The organism is Echinicola vietnamensis DSM 17526, from assembly GCF_000325705.1.
Classification (GTDB): Bacteria; Bacteroidota; Bacteroidia; order Cytophagales; family Cyclobacteriaceae; genus Echinicola; species Echinicola vietnamensis.
Genome location: NC_019904.1, coordinates 3,077,387 through 3,099,323, shown reverse-complemented (window position 1 = coordinate 3,099,323; position 21,937 = coordinate 3,077,387). Strand labels below are relative to the sequence as shown.

The 21,937-nt window shown below is 43.0% G+C and carries 20 protein-coding genes; 4 read left to right on the top strand and 16 right to left on the bottom strand.

The window, feature by feature from the left end; all coding sequences use genetic code 11:
* Positions 1 to 41: 41 nt before the first annotated feature.
* The 4 genes from ECHVI_RS12735 to ECHVI_RS12720 all read left to right on the top strand — a co-directional run bounded on the left by ECHVI_RS12735 (position 42) and on the right by ECHVI_RS12720 (position 6,226).
* Positions 42 to 1,616 (top strand): RagB/SusD family nutrient uptake outer membrane protein, encoded by a 1,575-nt coding sequence (locus tag ECHVI_RS12735; protein WP_041739792.1) that lies wholly within the window; start codon positions 42 to 44, stop codon positions 1,614 to 1,616.
* Positions 1,613 to 2,896, top strand: coding sequence for an oligogalacturonate lyase family protein (locus ECHVI_RS12730; protein WP_015266408.1), 1,284 nt, complete (start codon positions 1,613 to 1,615; stop codon positions 2,894 to 2,896). The genes ECHVI_RS12735 and ECHVI_RS12730 overlap by 4 nt, the downstream gene beginning before the upstream one ends.
* 374 nt (positions 2,897 to 3,270) lie before the next feature.
* Complete coding sequence (locus ECHVI_RS12725; protein ID WP_015266407.1) at positions 3,271 to 4,833, top strand: arylsulfatase; 1,563 nt, start codon at positions 3,271 to 3,273, stop codon at positions 4,831 to 4,833.
* Positions 4,834 to 5,326: 493 nt separating this feature from the next.
* A complete protein-coding gene (locus tag ECHVI_RS12720; RefSeq protein ID WP_015266406.1) occupies positions 5,327 to 6,226 on the top strand; it encodes a DUF6528 family protein in 900 nt (299 codons plus the stop codon).
* Positions 6,227 to 6,320: 94 nt separating this feature from the next.
* Here ECHVI_RS12720 and ECHVI_RS12715 read toward each other — a convergent pair whose 3' ends face one another.
* From ECHVI_RS12715 to ECHVI_RS12640, 16 genes are all read right to left on the bottom strand, one after another.
* A complete protein-coding gene (locus ECHVI_RS12715) occupies positions 6,321 to 7,142 on the bottom strand; it encodes an alpha/beta hydrolase (RefSeq protein ID WP_015266405.1) in 822 nt (273 codons plus the stop codon).
* A gap of 117 nt (positions 7,143 to 7,259) precedes the next feature.
* The gene (locus ECHVI_RS12710; protein WP_015266404.1) at positions 7,260 to 8,252 is read right to left on the bottom strand and encodes a polysaccharide deacetylase family protein; all 993 of its coding nucleotides are present in this window, start codon (positions 8,250 to 8,252) and stop codon (positions 7,260 to 7,262) included.
* Positions 8,242 to 9,480 (bottom strand): hypothetical protein, encoded by a 1,239-nt coding sequence (locus ECHVI_RS12705; protein WP_015266403.1) that lies wholly within the window; start codon positions 9,478 to 9,480, stop codon positions 8,242 to 8,244. The genes ECHVI_RS12710 and ECHVI_RS12705 overlap by 11 nt, the downstream gene beginning before the upstream one ends.
* 461 nt (positions 9,481 to 9,941) lie before the next feature.
* Positions 9,942 to 10,397 (bottom strand): transposase, encoded by a 456-nt coding sequence (locus ECHVI_RS12700; protein WP_015266402.1) that lies wholly within the window; start codon positions 10,395 to 10,397, stop codon positions 9,942 to 9,944.
* Between the two features lie 920 nt (positions 10,398 to 11,317).
* Positions 11,318 to 12,448 carry a glycosyltransferase gene (locus ECHVI_RS12695; protein WP_015266400.1) on the bottom strand — a complete coding sequence of 377 codons (1,131 nt, stop codon included), beginning with the start codon at positions 12,446 to 12,448 and terminating at the stop codon, positions 11,318 to 11,320.
* A complete protein-coding gene (locus ECHVI_RS22985) occupies positions 12,445 to 13,578 on the bottom strand; it encodes a glycosyltransferase family 4 protein (RefSeq protein WP_015266399.1) in 1,134 nt (377 codons plus the stop codon). Before ECHVI_RS22985 ends, ECHVI_RS12695 begins: the two co-directional genes overlap by 4 nt.
* A 170-nt stretch (positions 13,579 to 13,748) precedes the next feature.
* On the bottom strand, positions 13,749 to 14,117 hold the full coding sequence (locus ECHVI_RS12685; protein WP_015266398.1) for an endonuclease domain-containing protein: 369 nt from the start codon (positions 14,115 to 14,117) through the stop codon (positions 13,749 to 13,751).
* A gap of 84 nt (positions 14,118 to 14,201) precedes the next feature.
* Positions 14,202 to 15,335 (bottom strand): glycosyltransferase family 4 protein, encoded by a 1,134-nt coding sequence (locus tag ECHVI_RS12680; RefSeq protein WP_015266397.1) that lies wholly within the window; start codon positions 15,333 to 15,335, stop codon positions 14,202 to 14,204.
* Positions 15,332 to 16,240 carry a glycosyltransferase family 2 protein gene (locus ECHVI_RS12675; protein WP_015266396.1) on the bottom strand — a complete coding sequence of 303 codons (909 nt, stop codon included), beginning with the start codon at positions 16,238 to 16,240 and terminating at the stop codon, positions 15,332 to 15,334. The genes ECHVI_RS12680 and ECHVI_RS12675 overlap by 4 nt, the downstream gene beginning before the upstream one ends.
* The gene (locus ECHVI_RS22980; RefSeq protein WP_015266395.1) at positions 16,233 to 17,081 is read right to left on the bottom strand and encodes a glycosyltransferase family 2 protein; all 849 of its coding nucleotides are present in this window, start codon (positions 17,079 to 17,081) and stop codon (positions 16,233 to 16,235) included. Before ECHVI_RS22980 ends, ECHVI_RS12675 begins: the two co-directional genes overlap by 8 nt.
* Positions 17,068 to 17,979 carry a glycosyltransferase family 2 protein gene (locus ECHVI_RS12665; protein WP_157501396.1) on the bottom strand — a complete coding sequence of 304 codons (912 nt, stop codon included), beginning with the start codon at positions 17,977 to 17,979 and terminating at the stop codon, positions 17,068 to 17,070. The genes ECHVI_RS22980 and ECHVI_RS12665 overlap by 14 nt, the downstream gene beginning before the upstream one ends.
* A complete protein-coding gene (locus ECHVI_RS12660) occupies positions 17,967 to 18,839 on the bottom strand; it encodes a glycosyltransferase (protein WP_015266393.1) in 873 nt (290 codons plus the stop codon). The genes ECHVI_RS12665 and ECHVI_RS12660 overlap by 13 nt, the downstream gene beginning before the upstream one ends.
* Positions 18,811 to 19,512 (bottom strand): class I SAM-dependent methyltransferase, encoded by a 702-nt coding sequence (locus ECHVI_RS12655; RefSeq protein ID WP_015266392.1) that lies wholly within the window; start codon positions 19,510 to 19,512, stop codon positions 18,811 to 18,813. The genes ECHVI_RS12660 and ECHVI_RS12655 overlap by 29 nt, the downstream gene beginning before the upstream one ends.
* 2 nt (positions 19,513 to 19,514) lie before the next feature.
* Positions 19,515 to 20,507, bottom strand: coding sequence for a glycosyltransferase family 2 protein (locus tag ECHVI_RS22975; protein WP_015266391.1), 993 nt, complete (start codon positions 20,505 to 20,507; stop codon positions 19,515 to 19,517).
* A gap of 7 nt (positions 20,508 to 20,514) precedes the next feature.
* Positions 20,515 to 21,252: a glycosyltransferase gene (locus ECHVI_RS12645; RefSeq protein WP_015266390.1), complete on the bottom strand. Its 738-nt coding sequence runs from the start codon at positions 21,250 to 21,252 to the stop codon at positions 20,515 to 20,517.
* Positions 21,249 to 21,875, bottom strand: a complete 627-nt coding sequence (locus tag ECHVI_RS12640) for an FkbM family methyltransferase (RefSeq protein ID WP_015266389.1) — start codon at positions 21,873 to 21,875, stop codon at positions 21,249 to 21,251. The genes ECHVI_RS12645 and ECHVI_RS12640 overlap by 4 nt, the downstream gene beginning before the upstream one ends.
* Positions 21,876 to 21,937 lie beyond the last annotated feature (62 nt).

Here is a 21,937-nt window from a genome sequence, read left to right as displayed (position 1 = left end):
TCGCCAAGGAAAGAGATCTTAAAACCGTTAAAAAAATCACAATGAAAAATATCATCAATAGCTATAAAAAAACGCTCACCCTTGCTGGCGCCTTGGTGCTGGGCACCTTGGGCAGTTGCTCACTGGACGAAGAGGTGTACTCTATCTACACCCCGGAAAGCTTTTATTCCAATGAAAAAGAAGTTCTCTCCTCCCTGTCGGGAGTTTACCGGAATTTTGCCCAAATCACCGGCATGGGAGCTGAATACAGGACCTTGGAACTGTCCGCAGACCAAGTGGTCGTCCACGGTAAAATCCAAGGCTGGTGGGCAAACAACGACTTCGAGCAGCTGATGGAGCATAAATGGGACGCCAGCCATGCCTACATCGCCGGCACTTGGAATACCCTTTTTGGTACGGTGGGGCAAGCCAATGCCTTGATCGATGCCTTGGATGCATCTGGACTGGAAGGGATCGAGGGACCTCGTGCTGAACTGCAGGCCTTAAGGGCTTTTGCCTATTTCTACCTGGTGGACCTCTACGGAAATGTCCCCATTTTTACCGCTCCCAAAGTGGATCCCTTAGACTTGCCCACACAAAACACCCGAGCGGAAGTGGTCGATTTTATCATCGCTGAGCTGGAAACGGCTCTCCCTAACCTTCCTTCCCAAACCGAAGTGGGCAGTGAGTATTACGGGCGATTTACACGAGAAGCCGGATATACACTGCTGGCCACGCTCTACCTCAACGCTGAGGTGTACACCGGCACGGCCCAGTGGGACAAGGCCCTTGAATATGCAGACATGGTCATCAACTCAGGAGCCTATCAGCTATTGCCAGACTACTTTGACAATTTTGTCCATGACAATGAAGAGAATGCCGAATTTATTTTCGGTGGTATTTACACCCCCAATATCCCAGGAGGAATAGGCCATCCGTTGGTACAGAAGGTCCTTCCGGGCATCAGCGGTGGACTTTTTGGCTTGCCCTATACCCCGCAAAATGGCTTTGGCACACGCCCTTCGGTTTACGAAATTTATGAAGACCGCGACGATCGGAAAAGCATGTTTTTGGCCTACGGCCCCATGAAAGACCCGCGCACTGGTGAAGTCGTGATGGTCGAGCGAATAGTTCCCGACAACAACAGTAACCTATACCGGGAGGGAGCGTCTTCGGAAGGCCCAGTACCTTATGAAATCATCCCTGCTACTGGCATCAGAAACCAACCCATGAATGCAGGCATCAAATGGATCAAATGGGGCTTGGATCCCAATACCAATGGTGGAAATGCCAGCAATGACATTGCCTTTTTCCGCTATGCCGATGTACTGCTGATCAAAGCCGAAGCACTGGCCAGAATGGGCAATTTCGGTGAAGCAACGGCCTTGGTCAACCAAGTCAGACAAAGAAGCAATGCCTCCACGCTTAGCACTATCACATTAGAAGACATCTTGGACGAAAGAGGCCGGGAATTGGCGTTCGAATTGGCGAGGAGAAGGGACTTGATCCGTTTTGGAAAGTTTAACGAAGCTTGGGAATTCAAGGAAGCCTCTGAGCCCTTCAGGACCCTGTATCCCATTCCCAGTACGGCCATCGATGCCAACCCAAATCTTCAACAAAACCCAGGATACCAATGAAATTAACGTCATTAACCACCAACCTTACTGCCTGCACCATGAAAAAAATCATGGTGACGGGCAGTATCATCACGGGCCTCTTTGGGGCCCATTTTGTTCATTCCCAAACCATCGCCGGGACCGATTACTCTTCCAGAAGCCACGTGGACAAAACCTTTGACATGGTCGGTGCCAATGCCTTCGGTCAACACTTTCCTGCGGAAAGTTTTACGTTTCAGGACGAAGTCACCGGAAAAACAGTCATTGCCCTGACCACTTCCCGGCACCATAACTCCAAAATCTATCAAACCCATCCACAGTGGACCCCAGACGGAAAGCACATCGTGTTTCGCTCCGATCGGTCAGGAAAAGGGTTGGCCTATGCCATTTCCATGGACAGCCACGAGATCACACAAATTGCCTCTGGTGAAGATGGAAGTAGCTTTCACCTCGGCTGGGAAACGAATGTTGCCTATCACTTTCGCAATGATTCCCTGATAAAATTGGACCTAGAGGCGCTTTTGGAAGACAGTAAAGCGGGAACTATCGGCCCAAAAGCCGAATATGAGACAACCATAGGAACCATCCCCACCCAGCTACAGCCCAATGGCATGGCGCTGGACCGTGATGAGGAAAGCCTCTACTTTTCGACTCGGGTCGAAGAAGGAACATCTTGCATTTATGAAGTGGACCTGGCCTCGGGAAATACCACCGAGATCCTTACCGTTCCCTTTAGAATCGGCCATTTGCAAGCTAACCCTTACAAATCCGGAGAGATGATGTACTGCTGGGAAACGGGCGGTGATGCTCCTCAGCGGATGTGGTTTGCCAGCATCGATGAGGATGGGCAGGTCACCAACCGTCCGCTGTACGATGAATCGGACGAAACATGGGTGACGCATGAAGTTTTCCTCGACCAAGACCATATCGGATTTAATGTCATGGGACATTTGGATCGGCTTCAGCAAGGGGATAATGGCATCTATTCCCTGAACATCCGCACAGGTGACCTCACCTTCCACGGGCAGCAAGATTGGGGCGGCTATTGGCACACCGCGGGGACATCAGATCTAAAATGGATTGTCGGAGACACCTTTAACGGTGACATCTACCGCATTGCCTATGGAAACCCTGCTAAAACCACCCTGCTGACCACCGGGCACCGGCTTACCAGCAAAAGTCCCTTTTCTCGCGAGGCCCACTCCCATCATTCCATCAGCCCTGATGGCCAGTGGCTACTCTTCAATTCCAGCTTGCTCACCGACAGTGATATTATGATCATGCCCTTAACAGATGAATAGAGAAAAGAAACAAGAATAAAGAGCAAAATTTATTCTATAACCCTTTGCTCGCCATCTGAGTTAGCGTTACATTCATTACCGACACGGGGACATTGGGAAGCAATCTTTCTTTTGAAGACGAAATTGCTTCGCCACACTTCCTACCGATGATGTCAGAAAAAGTCATCACAGTGCAGGATAATGAAGCAAACGGTATGATCATGCCGTTAGTAGATGATTAAAGAAAAGAAACAAGAATAAAGAGCAAAATTAACTCTATAGCCGCTCAGCTCGACATATGAGTTACCGTGACATTCATTGCGGACGCTGCGACGCTAGACGGAAGCAATCTTTCTTTTGATGACGAAATTGCTTTGCCACGCTTCCTACCGATGATGTCAGAAAAAGTCATCACAGTGCAGGATAATGAAGCAAACGGTAAATGGTACATTATTACCTTGAAAAGAACCATTATGAAATTTAACAATAGCCTTTACCTTATCGTTTTGGCGATCGCCTGCCTTTGGGCGTGCCAAAACAAAGATACTTCCGATGACAGTCAGTCATCACCATCTGCTCCCCCTCCCAATATTATCTTCATCCTGGCCGATGACCTGGGCTATGGCGATATCAGTTGCTACGGCCAGCAGCAATTCGAAACACCCCATATCGACCGCTTGGCTGCACAGGGGATGTTGTTTACCGACCACTATGCTGGCACCGCAGTCTGTTCACCTTCCAGGGCCACCTTGATGGCGGGACAGCACACTGGTCATGTGGCCATCAGGGACAATCGTAGCTTGGATCCTTCCCCCTACGGTTTCCGTGAAAGAGAGGGACAATTCCCGCTAGCTGATTCAGTGGAGACCATGCCTGAGATGCTCCAAAAGGCTGGATATGTCACAGGGGCCTATGGAAAGTGGGGACTTGGCGGTCCCGATACCGAAGGGGAACCCAATAAGCAAGGATTTGATGAGTTTTACGGCTATGTCTGTCAATCCTTAGCCCATAATTATTACCCGGATCACCTTTGGCACAATCAGGAAAAAATCATGCTGGATGGTAATGACAATGGAAAATATGGCGCTTACTCCCCTGCGTTAATGCAGAAAGAGGCGGTAAAATTCATTGAAGCCCACCAAAAAAAGCCTTTTTTTCTTTTTCTGCCTACGCCACTTCCCCATGCAGAGTTGATTGCTCCTGAAGAGGAAATGGCCCTTTTTGAAGGGAAACTACAGGAAGGAAAGCCCTACAAGGGCACAGACGAAGGCCCTGGATTTCGTAAGGGACAATTGGGTTCTCAAGAGCAACCCCATGCGGCCTTCGCGGCCATGGTCAAAATCCTGGATGACCAAGTCGGAGAAATCATGAAAACCGTCGATTCATTGGGGCTTGCCAATAATACGCTCATCATCTTCACCTCCGACAATGGCCCACACATCGAAGGCGGCGGGGATCCTGCCTTTTTTGACAGCAATGGTCCACTCAAGGGAATCAAAAGAGATCTCTACGAAGGGGGAATCCGGGTGCCTTTGATCATGCGGTGGCCAGGGCGCATCCAAGCAAACAGCACCAACGACCATCCCTCTGCGTTTTGGGACTTTAAGGCTACCTTTGCAGCTCTCGCCGGTGTCGAGGCTCCCGAAAATGGCGATGGCATCTCGATGCTCCCGACCATGCTCGGCAAGGAAGAACAGCAGCAAAAACACCCTCATCTGTACTGGGAATACCATGGAGAAACGGGCAAGCAAGCTGTCCGCATGGGCAAATGGAAAGCGGTAAGAAAGGATATTCGGGAAGGAAATGAGACCATCGAGCTGTATGATCTGCAAAAGGATTTGGGAGAAACTACCGATGTGGCAAAACAATATCCTAAAATCACCCAACGGATGGACTCCTTGATGAGGGCTGAGCATACCACCAATCCCGTATTTAAGCTGGGGTATTTGGACGAGTAGTATATTTAACGGAATGCATCAGGTTATCAGTATCGACCTAATACCATCTCAAAATCAGCCTCTTCACTGCTGTTTTCGATTCTACTTGCGGCAAACAGGATCCCCGTCTTCCGCGGCCTCAGTCTCCAAACAGTCAGATATTATGGCAATTTCAACCCTCACCATGATTACTAATGCAAAAACATCGGGTTAAAGACTTTATCCTATATTAAGGTTACTTAGGGTTAACATGCATTATTTGTCACTGAACGATCAAAAGTTTATCTTTCACATCTAAATTATCGCTTTGTGTAGGTTCTGTTTTGGACATGAAAATAAAGATGATGAGAGCGAAACCTATGACATCGATCTGTATTAAGAAAGATGGAAACAGAATGGGGCCTTATGGCAAAGACAAAGGTGGCTTTTCGATGGAAGGGTAATCTGCGATCACCTGACTCCTAAGGGAGGATCTTATTGCTAGAAATGATCATATACATTCAAAAATTAAAGGATGGCACTAAAATTTAATTCTCTTTTTTCAGGCCTTCAGCTTGTGTTTTTAGGGTTGCTCCTTTCTTGTTGCCAGTCAAAGGATCGCTCCAACCTGTTTATGGTATGTGGAGACAGTAAGGTGCTCCTGGTGGACTATGAAAAATCAATGGAATCAACGGAACCTGTTGTAATATGGACCTGGGATGCCCAAAAAGCACCTGATCTCCCAGAAGCCTACCGCACAAAAAAATTCAATACCATGGATGATTGCAAGGCGGTCAATGGTGGAGCACAATTATTGGTTTCCTCATCCTCCGGAGGCGTAGCACTGCTTAATGGCAAAGACCGGAAGGTGGCATTCTTTGCGACCGTTCCAAATGCCCACTCCGTAGAAATGCTACCGAATGACCGCATTGTAGCGGCGGCATCCACCAACAGCAAAGGGAATAAAATTATGCTTTTTGACATTGACCAATCGGAAAAGGTACTGTTTGAAGACAGTCTTTATTCCGCACATGGCCTGGTTTGGCATGAGGCTTCGTCCCGGCTTTTTGCACTGGGATATGATGTGCTCAGGGCTTACAAGATGCCTTCACCGGATAGGTTGGTGTTGGAAAAAGAATGGAAAATACCGGGGGAAGGAGGCCATGACTTACAACTCGCACCGGGGGCAAGCCACCTCTATATGACCGAGCACACCGGCGCCTGGCGATTTGATATTAAAGAAGAAAAATTCAGCAAGCTAACCGATTTTCCACAGGCCGAAAACATCAAAAGCATCGGTGAAGATGCTTCTGGGCAATTTATTTTTACCGTACCAGAAAAAAGCTGGTGGACCCATCACGTACATTTTCATCAGCCTGCACAGCAGTTTGCCTTTCCTGACATGAAAGTATACAAGGCCAGATGGGTCAGGTAACCATTAAATAAAATCTTTGGTGGATAGTATATTAATTGGGCAAAGCAACAAAATGCGCTGATGGACTGATCCAATCATCCTGTTTCCTATTCTTTCAATCTTCTAATCCTTCAATACGATTCACTTCGTTCAGGAGTAAGGGAAAAGCAGGATAGGTCATGTTATGGCCATAGCCATCCATTTCATATAGCGTGGTTTCTGTGTGCCCAGCGACTTTCATCATGCGCATCATATAGGCATTTTCTTCATACCTTCCCAGCATTTCCATTTCCCGATCACCTGTAATGAGCAGTAGCGGGGGCGCATCCGGCCGGACATGGTATAAGGGAGCCAATTCATCGATAATCGGCTGGGTACCAGGAATTCCTCGTTCTTCGCGCACCGTAAAATGGGTGATCATATGGCCACTGAAAGGGATCAATCCTGCCAGGTCATCCGCATCAAGGTCATGCTGGGCCAACCATTTTTTGTCCAAGCCTACCATCGCGGCCAAATAACCGCCAGCAGAGTGTCCTGATAAGAAAACCTTAGACGGATCACCTCCATAATCGGCTATATGCTTCATCGTCCAAGCTATGGCAGCTGCCGCATCTTCGATATAGACTGGGGCACCTATTTTGGGATACAACCTATAATTTACCCCAACGACCGCAATTCCTTTTTCCTTCAATGCTTCCGGAATCTCCTTCTGACCTGCACTCAATCCTCCCCCATGAAACCAGACAACTGTGGAAAAACCAGCTTTGTTGGTAGGGTAATACAGGTCCAGCACACATCGCGATTTGGTGTATGCATCATCTTCGCGAATGGCAGCATCGTAATATGGAATATCCTTTTGGGTGGTGTAATCAATTTCTTGGGCAATCCCCCAAAAGCATATCATTACAAAAAGGATAGAAATGGAAGCTTTTTTCATTTTTATGGTTATTTGGAAGTAATTCACTGGAAATTCCGGCACTTTAAATTGGCATTTTGTTCGTTCAAAAACTATCAATGCCTGTAAAAATTAATCGTCAAGTTGTGAAACACCCTTTCAATTGGCCTTGGCCTCTTTGGCCAATTTCCCCATATTTACCGAACACATCCCATAATCCTGCTGTAGCTTTTTGAAAACCTCCAACAGCCGCTGAAGATCCCTCATGCTTTCCTTCGGGGCATGGCCAAAATTATGTGGATGCCACCACAGGTGGTACACTAGCCCATGTTTTGCGGCAAAAGTCATCTCACCGATGATGCGCCGTATCCGTGCTGAATTCATTAGGGAGTAATTTCCCAAGGGCCTCAAAAGACGCGACGCGGGCAGTTGGAGCGGTAAACCTTCCGTCTGTAGGAGTTTATCCTGGGCAAAAGTGGTGTGCCTCCCAAGAGGGAATACCGCATCTCCCGTCCTAAACACCTTGTCCAAAAGGCCTGCCTTTACCGGTTCCTTCCAAAACCAGTCGGAAGGATTTACCCTGACTGTAGCAAAACCTTCTTCATGACAGATCTTTAGACTTTGATGATCAAACTGATTTCGGGGAAACACGAGTGACTGCAAGGCTTTCCCACATTTGTCCTGTACAATGGCACGAGAAGCCTTCAAATCAGCCCTAAACTGCTCTATTTGCTGTCCGGGCTCACCAGTGTAATAATGTGAAAAGGTATGGCTGCCAAGCTCTTGGCCGGGAGTCAAAAGGAGCTGCTTCACCAAGGGATATGCACTGTGAATGGCGGAGTCATAGCCATTTTGGGCTACCCAATGGTAAGGGGACAATTGTGGGTTCTGGTAAGTGGGCAATTCAGCGGGTTTATAATGCTCCCACTCCTCCCTGCTTTCGGTGAGTAGCATGCCCACGGTGGCCCAGGTAGCAGCCACTCCGTACCGCTCAAAGACCTCTAATATTCGAGGAATAACCACCTTGGTTCGTTCAAAATCGGCCCTTTTCTCCTCCGGTGATACCTTGTCAAACACCCCCCAATGCAATTCGAAGTCCAGAGAAATCACCAACAAAGGCTTACCTTTATTTACCTTGGGATCAAGTTGCATAATAGGTATTGCTAGGTCCGGCTTTTCGCTTCTGGGCCATAAGGGCTTCACGGGCCTGTTTACGATACACCCACCTTGCCCTCTTTTTAAGGGCCTGTGTTTGCTTCCAATCTAAAAAAGCCACAATGACAAAGAACATAAAATACATGATCATGCTCTTTTGACGAATTATAATGCCCAAATTGGACATGATAAAGGTCATGGAAAAGGAAATGCTCAAGAAGACCACTGCGGACATTTTCACCATCGCGGAGGCCTGCTTCATAAACTTCCAAAATCCTTTTTGAAACAACTTGGTGAAATATACAAGGTAAAAGAGATTTTCAAGGGAAACAAAAATGCCCAGTAGATTTGGTGCATCGAAGAATAAAGGCCTAAACCAGAACGTAAATAGTTTTACCGGTAAACTATAGCTCTGCATGTCCACGGCCGATCCGGCATGTTGGAGCTGCCCGCCGATAAAGGCAGTGTTGTTCATAAAGCTCTCCAGTACATTGTCTTCATCCAACCGCAAAAACACGAGCAACTCGTCATAAATAAAGACCGAAATGCCAATTCCCGCAATGGCGATCAGTAGCTTTTGGTACAGCGGCATTTTTTCCTTCCCTATCATAAAGGACATCCCCATGCCGATCATGATCGCAAAAAAGATGTGCGGCCGCACGAAATAGGTCAACAGACCTCCCAGCGCAATATAAAACTTTCGCTTTGCTGGAAAGGAAAGGCCAAATACCAACAGGCCAATGCCACAGAAAATCATGCTTCCCTTTCCCAAAGAGGCTGTCCAAAAGTGCATATTGGGCAAAAACATCAGCAGGTTAACCACGTCATACCCTTTAAATTTGATGTTTAAGCGGAGATTTTCTTTGAAAAACAAGTAAAAAAATACAAAGCCCATGTACCCGGACCAGGCAAACAACACCATCATCATTTCATAGCTAAAATGCAGGTATTGGACAAAAGGAACCGCCAACCACTCTATGAAATGGGTGCCATGTGAAAAGAGTTTCCACCAACTTTCGGCTGTACTCGCGTCATTAAAATACGCATGTGAATCCGAATTTCGGAAAACGGCATAGGTATAATAGATCAGGGCAAAGAGCATATGGTACCAGTACAGATTGGTCATGGTGCGTATGCTCAACCTCCTGTACGTTTGCTTCAGCCGCAGCAATATCGACTGGCTAAGGGCATAAAGTACCCCAATCAGTAACAGCCCGCCAATCATCTACCTGATGGTTTTCTATGTGATCCGGTATATCTTTTCACGTTACTTTAATTCTTTTCAAGCGCTCCCTGTAGAAGGCCTACCTCAACGTTCCGCTTTAATTTTCAACTCTTTTGGTTCACTTGCCCTTACAAAGGGCCATTGATCCCTCGAAATGATCAGATAAAACACCCCATCAAAGGCTAAAAGCCTTGTTTCACCTCAGCCCAAGGTATCACCTTGGGAAATATAACCATTCCCGTTACACGCAGGCTGAAAGCCTAGGGCACTGACTGTCCCTGCTAAACACACCAGTTTCAGATGCCCTTACAGGGCGAAATTGTGTTCTGGCCATCATGCATTCACCCAATGAGCTTCATTGGGCTGAATTGAAATTCCCTTTCAGGGAATCAATATAGCAAGCTTACTCGATCCCCAAGTAAATGCTTTCAACGTTGTCCTAAATAATTTTATAGAGACCTTCAATCAAGCAAAATATACGCTTCATTAAAATCAATCTCATATTCCTTAAGAAACCTCCTATATTCCTCTTTAAAACTGAATTTTTTATGATGTGCTTCTTGATCTTCAATATATTTTTTGGTCTTTTCATATATTGAAGGACTTACGGAAAAACCGGCATAACCTCCTTGCCACGCAAAATCCTTGTAAATAGGGTTTATGGTTTTAATCCATCGACTACTATGACGTTTTATATTTTCAGTAAATTTTGAAAGCGATATGTTTTTCGACATCACACAAAGAATGTGAACATGATCTTCCATGCCATTTATCTTTATCGGAATGGAGTCATTCTCCTTTATGATTGATCCAATGTATGCATAGAGAGCCTTTTTGTCTTCTTTCCTGATTTTAACACTGGTAGTCTTTACATGATAAACAAGATGGATGTAGAGTTTCGATAATGATTGTGCCATAAACCAAGTTAACAAAAAAATCAAAAACGGTTAACTACAATGTGCAACATGAAATTATATTTCGACAAACAATTAATTTGACAAATTTATGTTTTTTACTAAATCAGATCATTCTTTTGATTATCCATTAAATGATCAGATAAAACACCCCTTTCAAAGGCTGAAAGCCTTGTTTCACCTTAGCCCAAGGTATCACCTTGGGAAATCAAACCATTCCCGTTACACGCAGGCTGAAAGCCTAGGTCACTGACTGTCCCTGCTAAACACACCAGTTTCAGGTGCCCTTACAGGGCGAAATTGTGTTCTGGCCATCATGCATTCACCCAATGAGCTTCATTGGGCTGAATTGAAATTCCCTTTCAGGGAATCAATATAGCAAGCTTACTCGATCCCCAAGTAAATGCTTCTAACGTTGTCCTAAAAGTTTCATTGGCCTATATTCTCTGGTGCAATCCTCTCGGACATCATTTTTTAACATCCCTTACAAAGCACCTTTTTATCCCCCCTTGTATTGCACAACTAAAATACACCGCCAAAGGCTGAAAGCCTTGTTTCAACTCAGCCCAAGGCATCACCTTGGGAAATCAAACCATTCCCGTTACACGCAGGCTGAAAGCCTAGGTCACTGACTGTCCCTGCTAAACACCCCAGTTTCAGGTGCCCTTACAGGGCGAAATTGTGTTCTGGCCATCATGCATTCACCCAATGAGCTTCATTGGGCTGAATTGAAATTCCCTTTCAGGGAATCAATATAGCAAGCTTACTCGATCCCCAAGTAAATGCTTCTAACGTTGTCCTAAAAGTTTCATTGGCCTATATTCTCTGGTGCAATCCTCTCGGACATCATTTTTTAACATCCCTTACAAAGCACCTTTCTCCTCGAATTGCCCATATAAAACGCACCGGCAAAGGCTGAAAGCCTAGGACAACTTTTGGACTTTGTCATAAACCTCCTCCAGGGACTTAACCATCCGTCCAATTCCAAATTGGGTTACCACGAGCTGACGGGCTTTAGTGCCCATTTCATCACGCTTTAGTGGATGGGCAATTAACATTTCTGCACCAGCAAGCAGCCTTTCGGTATCATCTTTTGGACACAAAAACCCCTCGACTCCGTCATGAATCACTCCTCCTATCCCACCGACATGGGTGCTGAGTACAGGCAATCCACAGGACATCGCCTCCAGCATCGCCACGGGTAACCCCTCAAAATCAGAAGTCATCATGTACATGTCCATGGCCGATAAGTATGGCAGGACATCCTGTTTTGCCCCCACCAAATGTACCCTCGACTCAAAACTTCCCGACCCCATGCTCAGGTTGACCGTCTCCCTTTCTGGGCCATCGCCCACCAGTAGAAAATGAACTCGGGGATGGGCTTCGGCAATCTTTTTGGCCACAGCCATCCAGCGATCAAGCCGCTTTTGGATTCTAAAAACAGCCACTTGCCCTACCACTATCGTTTCTTCATCCATTCCCAGCTGATCCCGTATGGTCCTCCTCTCGGTGGCCCCCCGCTGAAATGCCGCTGTATTCACCGCATTGGGTATTGTGGTGATAAGGGGTCGCATTTTGTTTGGGCGGTAGTGGCTTAAAATACTGGACTTCACCTCATCAGAAACGGAAATCACCACCTGTTGCCATCCAAAAGTCAGCTTGTTCAGCAATCTGGATAGTGGATGATACCTCTCCCACACATTGTGCTCGGTATAAACCACCTTCACCCCGGTCAATAAGGAAACACATCTCCCAAGCACCCCCGCCAAAGGTAAATGGCAATGAATAATAGCAATATGATGCGTTTTCACAAAATCGGCCACCTGCTTCACCAATCCTGGAAATCCAAAACGAGTAGGCGGAAGGTACTTGACTGGTACTCCAAGATCCATAAGCTCCTCCGTTAAACTGTTTGGGCGAAGGTGAAAGTAAAGGCAAAAAAAAGCATATTTCTCCCGGTCATGCATGGCCACCGTCTCAGGAATCAACTTCTCCGCCCCGCCTCTCCCCAGCGACTTTATCAAGTGAAGGATGTGGGTTTTGGAAGAACTCACGCTTGGGGATTTTTGGTTAAGACACTGAAAAACTCCAAAAACTGATCAGCCGATTTCTGCAAATCAAAACGCTCCTTCACAATATCCTTTGCCCGTTGTCCCATGCTAGATCTTTTCTCCGGATGGTCCAAAAGAAAGTCAACCTTCACGCAAAACTGATGCACCACCCCACCTTTTATCAAATACCCTGATTCTCCGTCCTCCACACATTCTTGAATTCCTCCCACAAGGGCACCTACCGTGGGTACTCCAAAATATGCTGCTTCCAACACTACTCCCGGCAAACCTTCTGTGTCACTTGTCAACAGTAAAAGATCAGCGGCTGCCAAATATGGGGCAACATCAGATTGATATCCAAAATGGAATACAAATGGATTCGCTTCAAGCTGCTTACGATAGGCTGGATAAAGTTCTCCATTTCCCACCATCAGTGCTTTTAACTTTGGCCGACGTTGGCTCAAATGATCCACAATTTCCAAAAAGCGGTCAGGCCGCTTTTGCTTCGAAAAACTTCCCAAGAAGAGCACAACTTCATCATTCTCCTCCAAGTTTAACATCTTCCTAGCCGCTCTCCTGCTAGGCGCACCCATAAATTTTCGTTCTTCAAAACTACGATGAATTACCTTGGTAGGCTTTGAAAAGGCATAATGACCCTTCATTGCCAATAAGCTTGCTTCACTCACCCCCACTGCCCCATCCAAAGCAGGGATCACCCACTTTTTGTAGTACGATTTAATGATTCTTTTGGAATTCCAATAAGCTGGATTATCGATCACTCTGCTCACCATCACAAAATCCATTTTGCTGCTCCTCTTTAAAAAAGCGCCATACTTGAGGGTCCTCGATCCATTCAACAGCAATACATCCGGCTGGTATTCCTGTAGAAGGTTCCCCAAACTTTTCAGAAGTCCGGGCTGTACTGTTGGAAATTTCTCAAAAAAACTATGCGCAGAAAAAGGCATCACCACGTCTTCCTTGTCTAAAAAAACGCGTTCATCATCTTTATTCCCCTCGTACAAGTACACCTTGCGAACACCATGCCCCATTTCCCTCCAGCGTATTCCTAGCTCAGCAGCAAAAACCTGTGCCCCCCTGCGAACCGGTGAAGTATCAAGGATCAATATTTTCATCCAGTAGTGTTTTCCATTCTCTTTTCACCCCTTGCCCCCCTAAAGGGGGGAACCAGTATCTTCTCTACACATCATGTTCGTCTGCCTTCAATAGTTGAAAACCACTAGCCTAATCCCATCTAGTCCCTCTCCTCCCAGAAGAGGTTAGGTGAGGTCATCAAAAGCGAAGCTCATTCATCCTTACAAGTAGAAACGATCTTCCGCAAAACATTTTCAAGGTCTGAATAGACCTCCTTATTCGTAAACCTAATTACTTTCAAACCCAATTCCTCCAACTCAAAAGTCCTTCCCTCATCCCTTTCTTTTTGATCAATATCCAAATGGACCTCTCCATCTACCTCCACTATTAATTGATGTTCATGACAGTAAAAATCCACAATAAATCTGCTTATAGGATGCTGTCTTCTTAACTTTAATTCGTTCAATTGTCTATTCCTGAGTACTTCCCACAAAACTTTCTCGACAGGCGTCAGCATTTTTCTCAACTCTTTAGCTCGACGTTTAATTTCAGCACTTGCTCCGAAAAACATATCGCTCATGTATACCCTCTTAGTCCTCCTAAAGGGGGAAATGAATTCTTATTTTCTAATCTTTTTTCAAAAGGTAATTCTACCCCTCCCCTCCTAGGGGAGGCCGGGAGGGGTCACCACCTTCCTTAGCACCCCTTCATACTCTTTGGCAATCTTCACGATATCAAATCGTTCTATAGCTTCCTGTCGGGCATTTTCGCCCATCTTTGCCATCATCAGGGGATTGTTTATCGCATAGATCATCTGTGCTGCCAGCATCGAAGGATCCTTTATTGGAAAAGTCAAGGCATTTTCATTTGGTGTTATCGCTTCCAAATTCATGGGGATATCTGAGGCTATAATAGGAATCCCGACCATCATAGCCTCTATTAACGCTCCGGAAAAGCCTTCATACCAAGAAGGAAAAACGAAACAATCGTAATCATATAACCTCTCTTGAACTTGAGGCACATTGCCGGGTAAGGAAACGCTTTGGGTAAGTCCTAGCTCTTCAATTCTAGACTCCATTGATTTCCGTAATGCGCCCTCGCCAAAAATCGTCATGGTGCAATCAGACCGCTCTCGCCGCACCAAAGCAAAGGCCTCCAATAGGTCTAGCCAGCCTTTGGTATTCAATAACCTCCCTATGCTTACAAAATTAATTGTAGACGTTCCACCTGAAGAAACGACCTTTTCACACAATCGCCCAGGGACTTCCCTCCCCCTATAAACGACGGTTATTTTTTGACGCTTTATTCTAAGAGATTCGCAATGGGAATCCGCAATGAAAGCAGAATTCGCGATCCAATGCACTGGAATTCTTGCTGACCACCTATCCAGTAACCAAAACAGCTTAAATTTCAATAAACCTTTACCTTGCATACTCTCCAGCCGCACTTTACCATAACTGTCACTGACCAATGTTCCGACCAATGGTATCCCGGTGATTCTTGAAACCACTCTGCTTACCAAATTTGACCGCAAGAGGGATGAGACCATAAGGTCAGGTTGGACTTCCTTAACCAGCTCCAGAAGCCTTTTGATCCCCTGTCGAAAACCATATTTCTGATCAATATTCAAAAAATGAACTGGGAGATTTGCTTTCTCAAACGCCCCTAACAAGTAATGATCCGGGTAAAAATACACCACCTCTACTTCCAAATCATTTGAAAATCGGGGCAACAACTTCAAATAACTCTTCTCTGTTCCCGCATTGGCAAGGCTGTCGATGATGAAGAGGGCTTTCATTTAACGTTTACTTTACCCATTTTTCCTTTTAAATGATCTATAAATGCACATAAAATGAAATATGCATTGGATTTACCGTAGGCCAGTCCATACTTAAAACCATAGCATATTTTCACAGACCACTTTAAGGCCAATCTAACCCTCATTTTATGGTATCCATGCCTTTTGGCAATATAAAGTAAATTCCGAAGGCTATAATATTCTCTCCACAATCGCTCTTTATCTTTTTTTTTGTACAGTTTCACTTCCATTCCCATTCGATTGCTTTTTGATCTCATGGCGCAAAAAAGTTCTTTGTCTACCCAGATATTAAACCCGGCTTCAGCAACTCTTAAGCAAAATTCCAATTCTTCAAATCCAAAAAATATGCGGTCATCCGGCGTAAAGCCTTTATGTATAACATTTGAATGAACAATAAAACCCATCCCTCCAGCGATGCTATTTACTTCCAAGTGCCCTTTCCCATTTAAAGATTGGTCAGAGGTCCTTTTAACAATTCCTTTTCGTACATCAAACCAGTGCCCAACACATCCTAACAGCCCTTTTACAGGCATCAATTCACCCAAATGGATCAATCGCTCAAAAGCATGGTCAAATCTTGGCGGGTCATTGTCATCTCCCCAATAAATCCATTCAAAGCCAGCATCAGCAACAGCTTTCAATCCTATTTTTGCTCCTCCAGCAGGCCCAGCATTATACCCAACCTTTAAATAAACAAGCCTATCGTCTTTAACCGTTCTCAACAATCGATAAGTGTCCTCGTTTTCACTATTGTCAATTATCCATAACTTTTGGGGAGGAAAGGATTGGGAAAAGACTTTGCCAATAGTGTCCAAAAGTGTATGAGGCCTATTGTATGTAATGACGAACCCTGCGAGCTTTTTATCTGATTTTCCTTCAATCACCGAAGTAAATTCTTTTCCTTAAACTGGGTATATATGCTATTATAATCCTAGCTAATGTTTTCATATTCCATGGCTTGCACCCAAAAGCCTTTATCAAATAGTTTATACCTTTTTTAGGGATTCCATTTTTCACCAACCCTACCCCCAAAATTTGAAAATATAAAAATCGAACATGATTACTTAGTGCTTCACCATGTTTTGTAAGAATATAATCTATAGATTCTATCTTTGCATCTAAATTTCTACTTCCTCCATCTGTAGACTGATTATAGATTAAGTTTGCTTTTTGCAGATATTGAATGGTTGGACAAGCTTTGTTTACTCGAAAAAACAATTCTGTATTTTCAGCATACCTCAACTTAGTATCATAGCCACCTAATTGGTTGAAGAGTTTACGAAAAATCAGAAAAGATCCAGGTAATGTGGTATTATATTTTTTTTCCCTCGGTAACTTTTTATATTGAATATCGTCGGATTGAAATTTAATATACCCTGTTATTATTACCTTCACGGCATATCCTTCTTTAGTACATTGGAAAAAATCCGCCAACCATTCCCTCTTCACCCAATCATCACTATCCAAAAAACACAAATACTTCCCGGACGCATATTGTGCTCCATGATTTCGTGCCGCAGATACACCTTTGTTTTCCTGATAAATGTATTTTACCCTTCTATCCGATAGAAATTGATCCACTACCTCGTTGGTGTCATCGTTACTGCCATCATCGACAATGATCAATTCCCATTCCTTAAAAGTCTGCCGGATGACACTTTCTATGGCTCGGGGAAGCAACTTAGCACGATTATATGTAGGAATGATGACACTAATCAAGGCCATATTGCTTCATTTTTGATTTCAAAAATTTATCAAGCCATAGTCTATTAACAAATCTGTTCAAATAATAGTCAAGCCTTCGTTTCCAGTGGCTTTTGTATTGTTTGCTTTCATTTCTGAGAAAATGCTCAAAGAGGTACTGTCTTTCATATTTTTCTAGGTTTTCAAACCCAATATTATCCATCATCACAGCCAGCATTTTCATTGTGGATGTCGGAGACCTATGCGTTATTCTATTGCTTTCATGACGCCTTACTACCGCCACTGGCTTTTCCCATTCCGCCGCTTGAAAATCCCCCCTTCTCATCAGTCTATTCCACAATTCCGAATCCTGATGGAGCCGAAGTCGTGTATCAAAACATTTATCTTTCAATAAAAACTCTTTTCTCAAAGTGATGCTATCGGTATTAAAAAGCACCTTTTTATTCATTAATTTCCATTCATAAAATTCCAGAAGGGTAATTGGGTGCTTTAGTTTTTTCTTTGGGTCATACCTAACGCCGTATCTCTTGGTAGCAGTATTATTCAAGTCTTCTTCTAATACGGTGCAGGAGTAGGCTGCATCAGTGCTCGGATACCTGGAAAAAACCTCCTTGTCCTTCTTAAATCGGTGAGGCAAATACCAATCATCAGCATCTAGAAACGCAACAAAATCGCATGTTGCCTTTTCGATTCCAAGGTTTCTGCTTGCTCCAGCTCCCTTGTTTACGCCATCAGCATGCTGGTAACAACTTACCTTTTCATATTCATCGGCAAGTTGTAAACATATTTCCAAAGCCCCATCTGGGGAGCCATCTTCAATCAATATCACTTCGCCAACTTCGGGAAGATCGACAGCAGATGCTACCGCAGTTTTTACAAATTGCGCCGCATTGTAAACAGGAATGATTACAGAAACCAAAAACACCTTTTTGATAATTTTTTTCTTAGTCGCCTAAAAACCTCTTTTGTTTTCAACGTTATTAGACGCCCAACACTCACCTTTCCTAGCTCTACATTAACACCAAATTCCCTTTGTAAAGATTCATAGCCAAATAATTTCAGCTTGCCATAAGCCCTGTTTGATATATTAGTATCATGTATATTTTGGAACCACAATGGTTTACCTATAATCTGGACCGATTTATAACGAGAAGTAATTTCCTGATGCTGGTAATCAAAAACAGTTTCTATATTTCCTTGGTTGTTTGCAACAAGTGATACAAATGGGTTACTTCTTCTAGAAACGCTATACAAGCACCTTTTTTTGGAAGAAAATACAAGTCCATTATTTAAATCAATTGCGAAAGGCAATTGACTGTTGGCCCAAACCTTGGATTTAACTACATCTTGAACGGCTTTAATATAATCTGCAGATACCGCATCATCATTGTCCAACCTTGAGCTAATGATCAAATCATTTTCTTCTATTTCGAATCGGGAAATTTCAAATCGGATATTTTCATTGATGCTTCCCCATGTTTTTGCAAATACAGGCTTGATTATTTTGGCAAAATCCTTTTCAATAATTCTTTCCAGATATTCTTTAGGCGTGTTCTGATCGAAATAAACCAACCAATAAAAATCCTTTTCTGATTGTTGAACTACCGAGGGATAGCAATAACTAAAAAACAGCTCAAAGCGCCTCTCTAGCCAGTCCTCCACTGAAATAGATAGATTTGCTTTTACCTTTTCTAAATATTCCACATTGAATCTAGTAATCAAAAAATGGTGGGTTTTCAGGCTTGCCCGATTATCCTTCGAAAAAGTGCTGTAATTCATTTTCTGACTTAAGATTTAACAATGTCCGTCTATCTTTTTCCAAAAAGCCATAATCAGCTTGCTCCAATTCATGAAGGTCAACGGAAATATGGTTCTCTTCATCTCTATTTAAAATCACTCCCAACCCTTGGTCATCGTCTATGGTGATAATACTCAAATCAGTCCGAGTAGACCTTAAGTGGACGATGGTTTTCCATACATCACCGTTCCAGCCTCCATCCCAACCTTCTATTTGGCCAGATTTTATTTTAGGTACCAATTCATCAAATGAATTCTTTACAGGCGTTGCTCTTGCGGCAGAAGTTGGGTTGCAATCATGCAGGATGATTACCCCATCCTTGTTTAAATACTTCAATCCATTTTCTACATCCTTCAATGATTGCTCATAATTATGTAAACCATCCACAAAAATCACATCAAAGCCATTATCAAGTATTCCCTTGAGGTTTTGAGAAAAAAAATCATCACTGTACATTTTGAACAATTTTGATCGTTCCAATCCTAAGGTTCTTCTAATCTTATCTTTTTTGGACAATCGATAATTTGGGTCAACACCCACTTTATTCTCACACTTCACCTCAAATAAATTACTACAGGTTCTCACTCCAATTTCCAAGTATCTTTTGCCTCCATTAAAATTTAATGATTGATGTATTAATTCAAGTCTGTCCATTTTCACCTTCGTAATAGTGATTTTATAAATAACCTTGCTCCGATTTGAGTTCGTCTATTTAGAAGAAACAATCTCAGGTAGTTTACGAATACAGATATCCCTAAAGGGCCATGCTTTAAATAGACAATATCCAATCTCCTGTATAAAGTTTTCAAAAAAACCTTTCTATTAAACAGGAAATCATCATTTGGGCTGATTTCCTGTTCCAATTTCAATGTTAATTTTCCCAAGCGAAAGAGTTCAGTACTGTTCAACCCAAATTCCTTATAACTCAATGCTTGGTACAACTTTATTTCTTCACTATTTAAATTCACCCCGAAAACCTCACCAAGTAACTCCACACGCCTTTTTGTGCTACTAAACTTCTGAATGTCTCTAAACTTTCTTGATACCTGATCATCATGCGTTCTAACCCAATATAGGTTTTGGTTCAAAATCGCTCCTTCAGAAACCTTCAAAATATTCGTAATAAAGTCGTTGTCCTCAGAATGTTTATAGCCTTCATCATAACTCAATTTATTCGATCTAATAATATCCATTCGATAAATAGCCGAGGCATGTGTAATGGCACAATTAAGCAAGTGCTTCCCCCTTATATCAGCATCAAGCACAGCATCAGGCCTGCTACTTGAATCTTCAAGCGTCCCCACTTTAGTACCGCATATACCAACCGTGGGATTGGACTCCATGAACTCAACCAAATGTAGAATCCGGTCAGAATGAGAAATATCATCCGCATCCATCCTAACCATGTATTTTGATCTTATCAGCTTCAATCCTTTATTAAGGGAAAATATCAATCCCATGTTCGTTTCATTCGAAACCAACCTAATCCTTTCATCACGGAAACTAGTGATAATTTCTCTACTCTTATCAATAGATCCATCATTTATAATGATCAATTCAAAATCCTTAAAAGACTGATTTAGAATACTTTTAACGCATTTATATAAGTATTTTTCACCATTATAAACAGGTAAGAGTACAGAAACCATAGCTTTATTACCAGTTGATTTTTACCCAAGCGGACTTAATTGTTCTTATAAAAAAAACACCTAGAAAAGAATATTCCCTTAACCTAAATACATCTTCCTTCAAAAAGGACTTAAAAGCTTTGATATACTTCCTCTCTCTCAAGTAGGTGTATTTGTCCTTCCACGAATGGCTCCAAAGATGTATGCCAATGGTATTGTCTTTTATGAATTTTTGGTGGTTTTCATGTTTTCTATTAAATGGTACAGGGTAGAAAACTTCAGAGGAGTACACCCTCAATTCCCTATTTGTAAGTAGACATTCATTCAGAACCATGGGAATTGTAATTTTCCCACCCAATTCAAATTTGTTATCTTGATACACCCCAATCAACGCCTTCAAATAACTATGGCCTCTTATAGCGCCAATTATTGCCCCATTGAGGGACTTCTCATTTTCTTTCCCAATAAAAAAGTCCGTTGCCAAAACCGAATTTAATGAATCAATAAGCAGCATATCCGTATCCAGGTAAATCCCCCCTTCCTGATGCAATGCATAAAGTCGGGCCACATCGGAGACAAAAGCGTACTTTTTCAATCGATAGGCCTCTTTGGTAAACTCGCAAAAAGCAATGTCAAAATTCCCCTCATTCCATTCCTTTATTTCAAAATCGGGGCAATGTTCTTTCCATGATTCCAAACAACGCTTTTCAAGCGCCGACATTTTACCCCTGCCAAACCAGCAATAATGAATGACTTTTGGGATCATTTCAATCTAGGCCTTAATGAACAATGAACTGCAAATGAATCATGCTTCTCTTCGAAAAAAATAAAATTGTTCATTTTAAAAATTTGTTTCACCTCTTCTTTACAGGTTTCGGATAGGTTAACCCACTCCAATTTTATCAATTTGGCATGGAACTTCTTGAAGTCTATCATTTTTATAATTTCTCCATCATAGCCCTCCGTATCAATTTGCAAATATTCTACTTCATAAAATCCTTGATAAGACGAAAGAAGGTTCATAAAACTAATGCCATTTACCTCGATTTCTTCCATATCCATTTTGTCTATACCAAACTTTAGCAAGTGTTGTTTATCGAAGGAGCCAATTCCTTTTCCCCAATCAGGTAGTTTCCTTAATCCTGATGGAGATAACTGATATAGAACTTTTTTATCTTCTTCGCAAATAGCCTTATTTAGCAATTTAACTTTCTTAAACTTTTCTAAGTTTAATTTCAATTCCTCAAAATATTTTGGAGATGGCTCAATGGCTAAACCACTTGCTCTATTCTGATCAAAAACATCAAAAATATCATCAAAGCTAAGCCCATCATTTGCGCCAATAAGTATAAACTTAAATTCTTCTTTACTGGAAAGTTCAGTCAGCATCCTTTTAAAATCAAGCCTTACTCTTTTTGAGTAAAACTTCATATTCAAAAATAGAAGTTGAA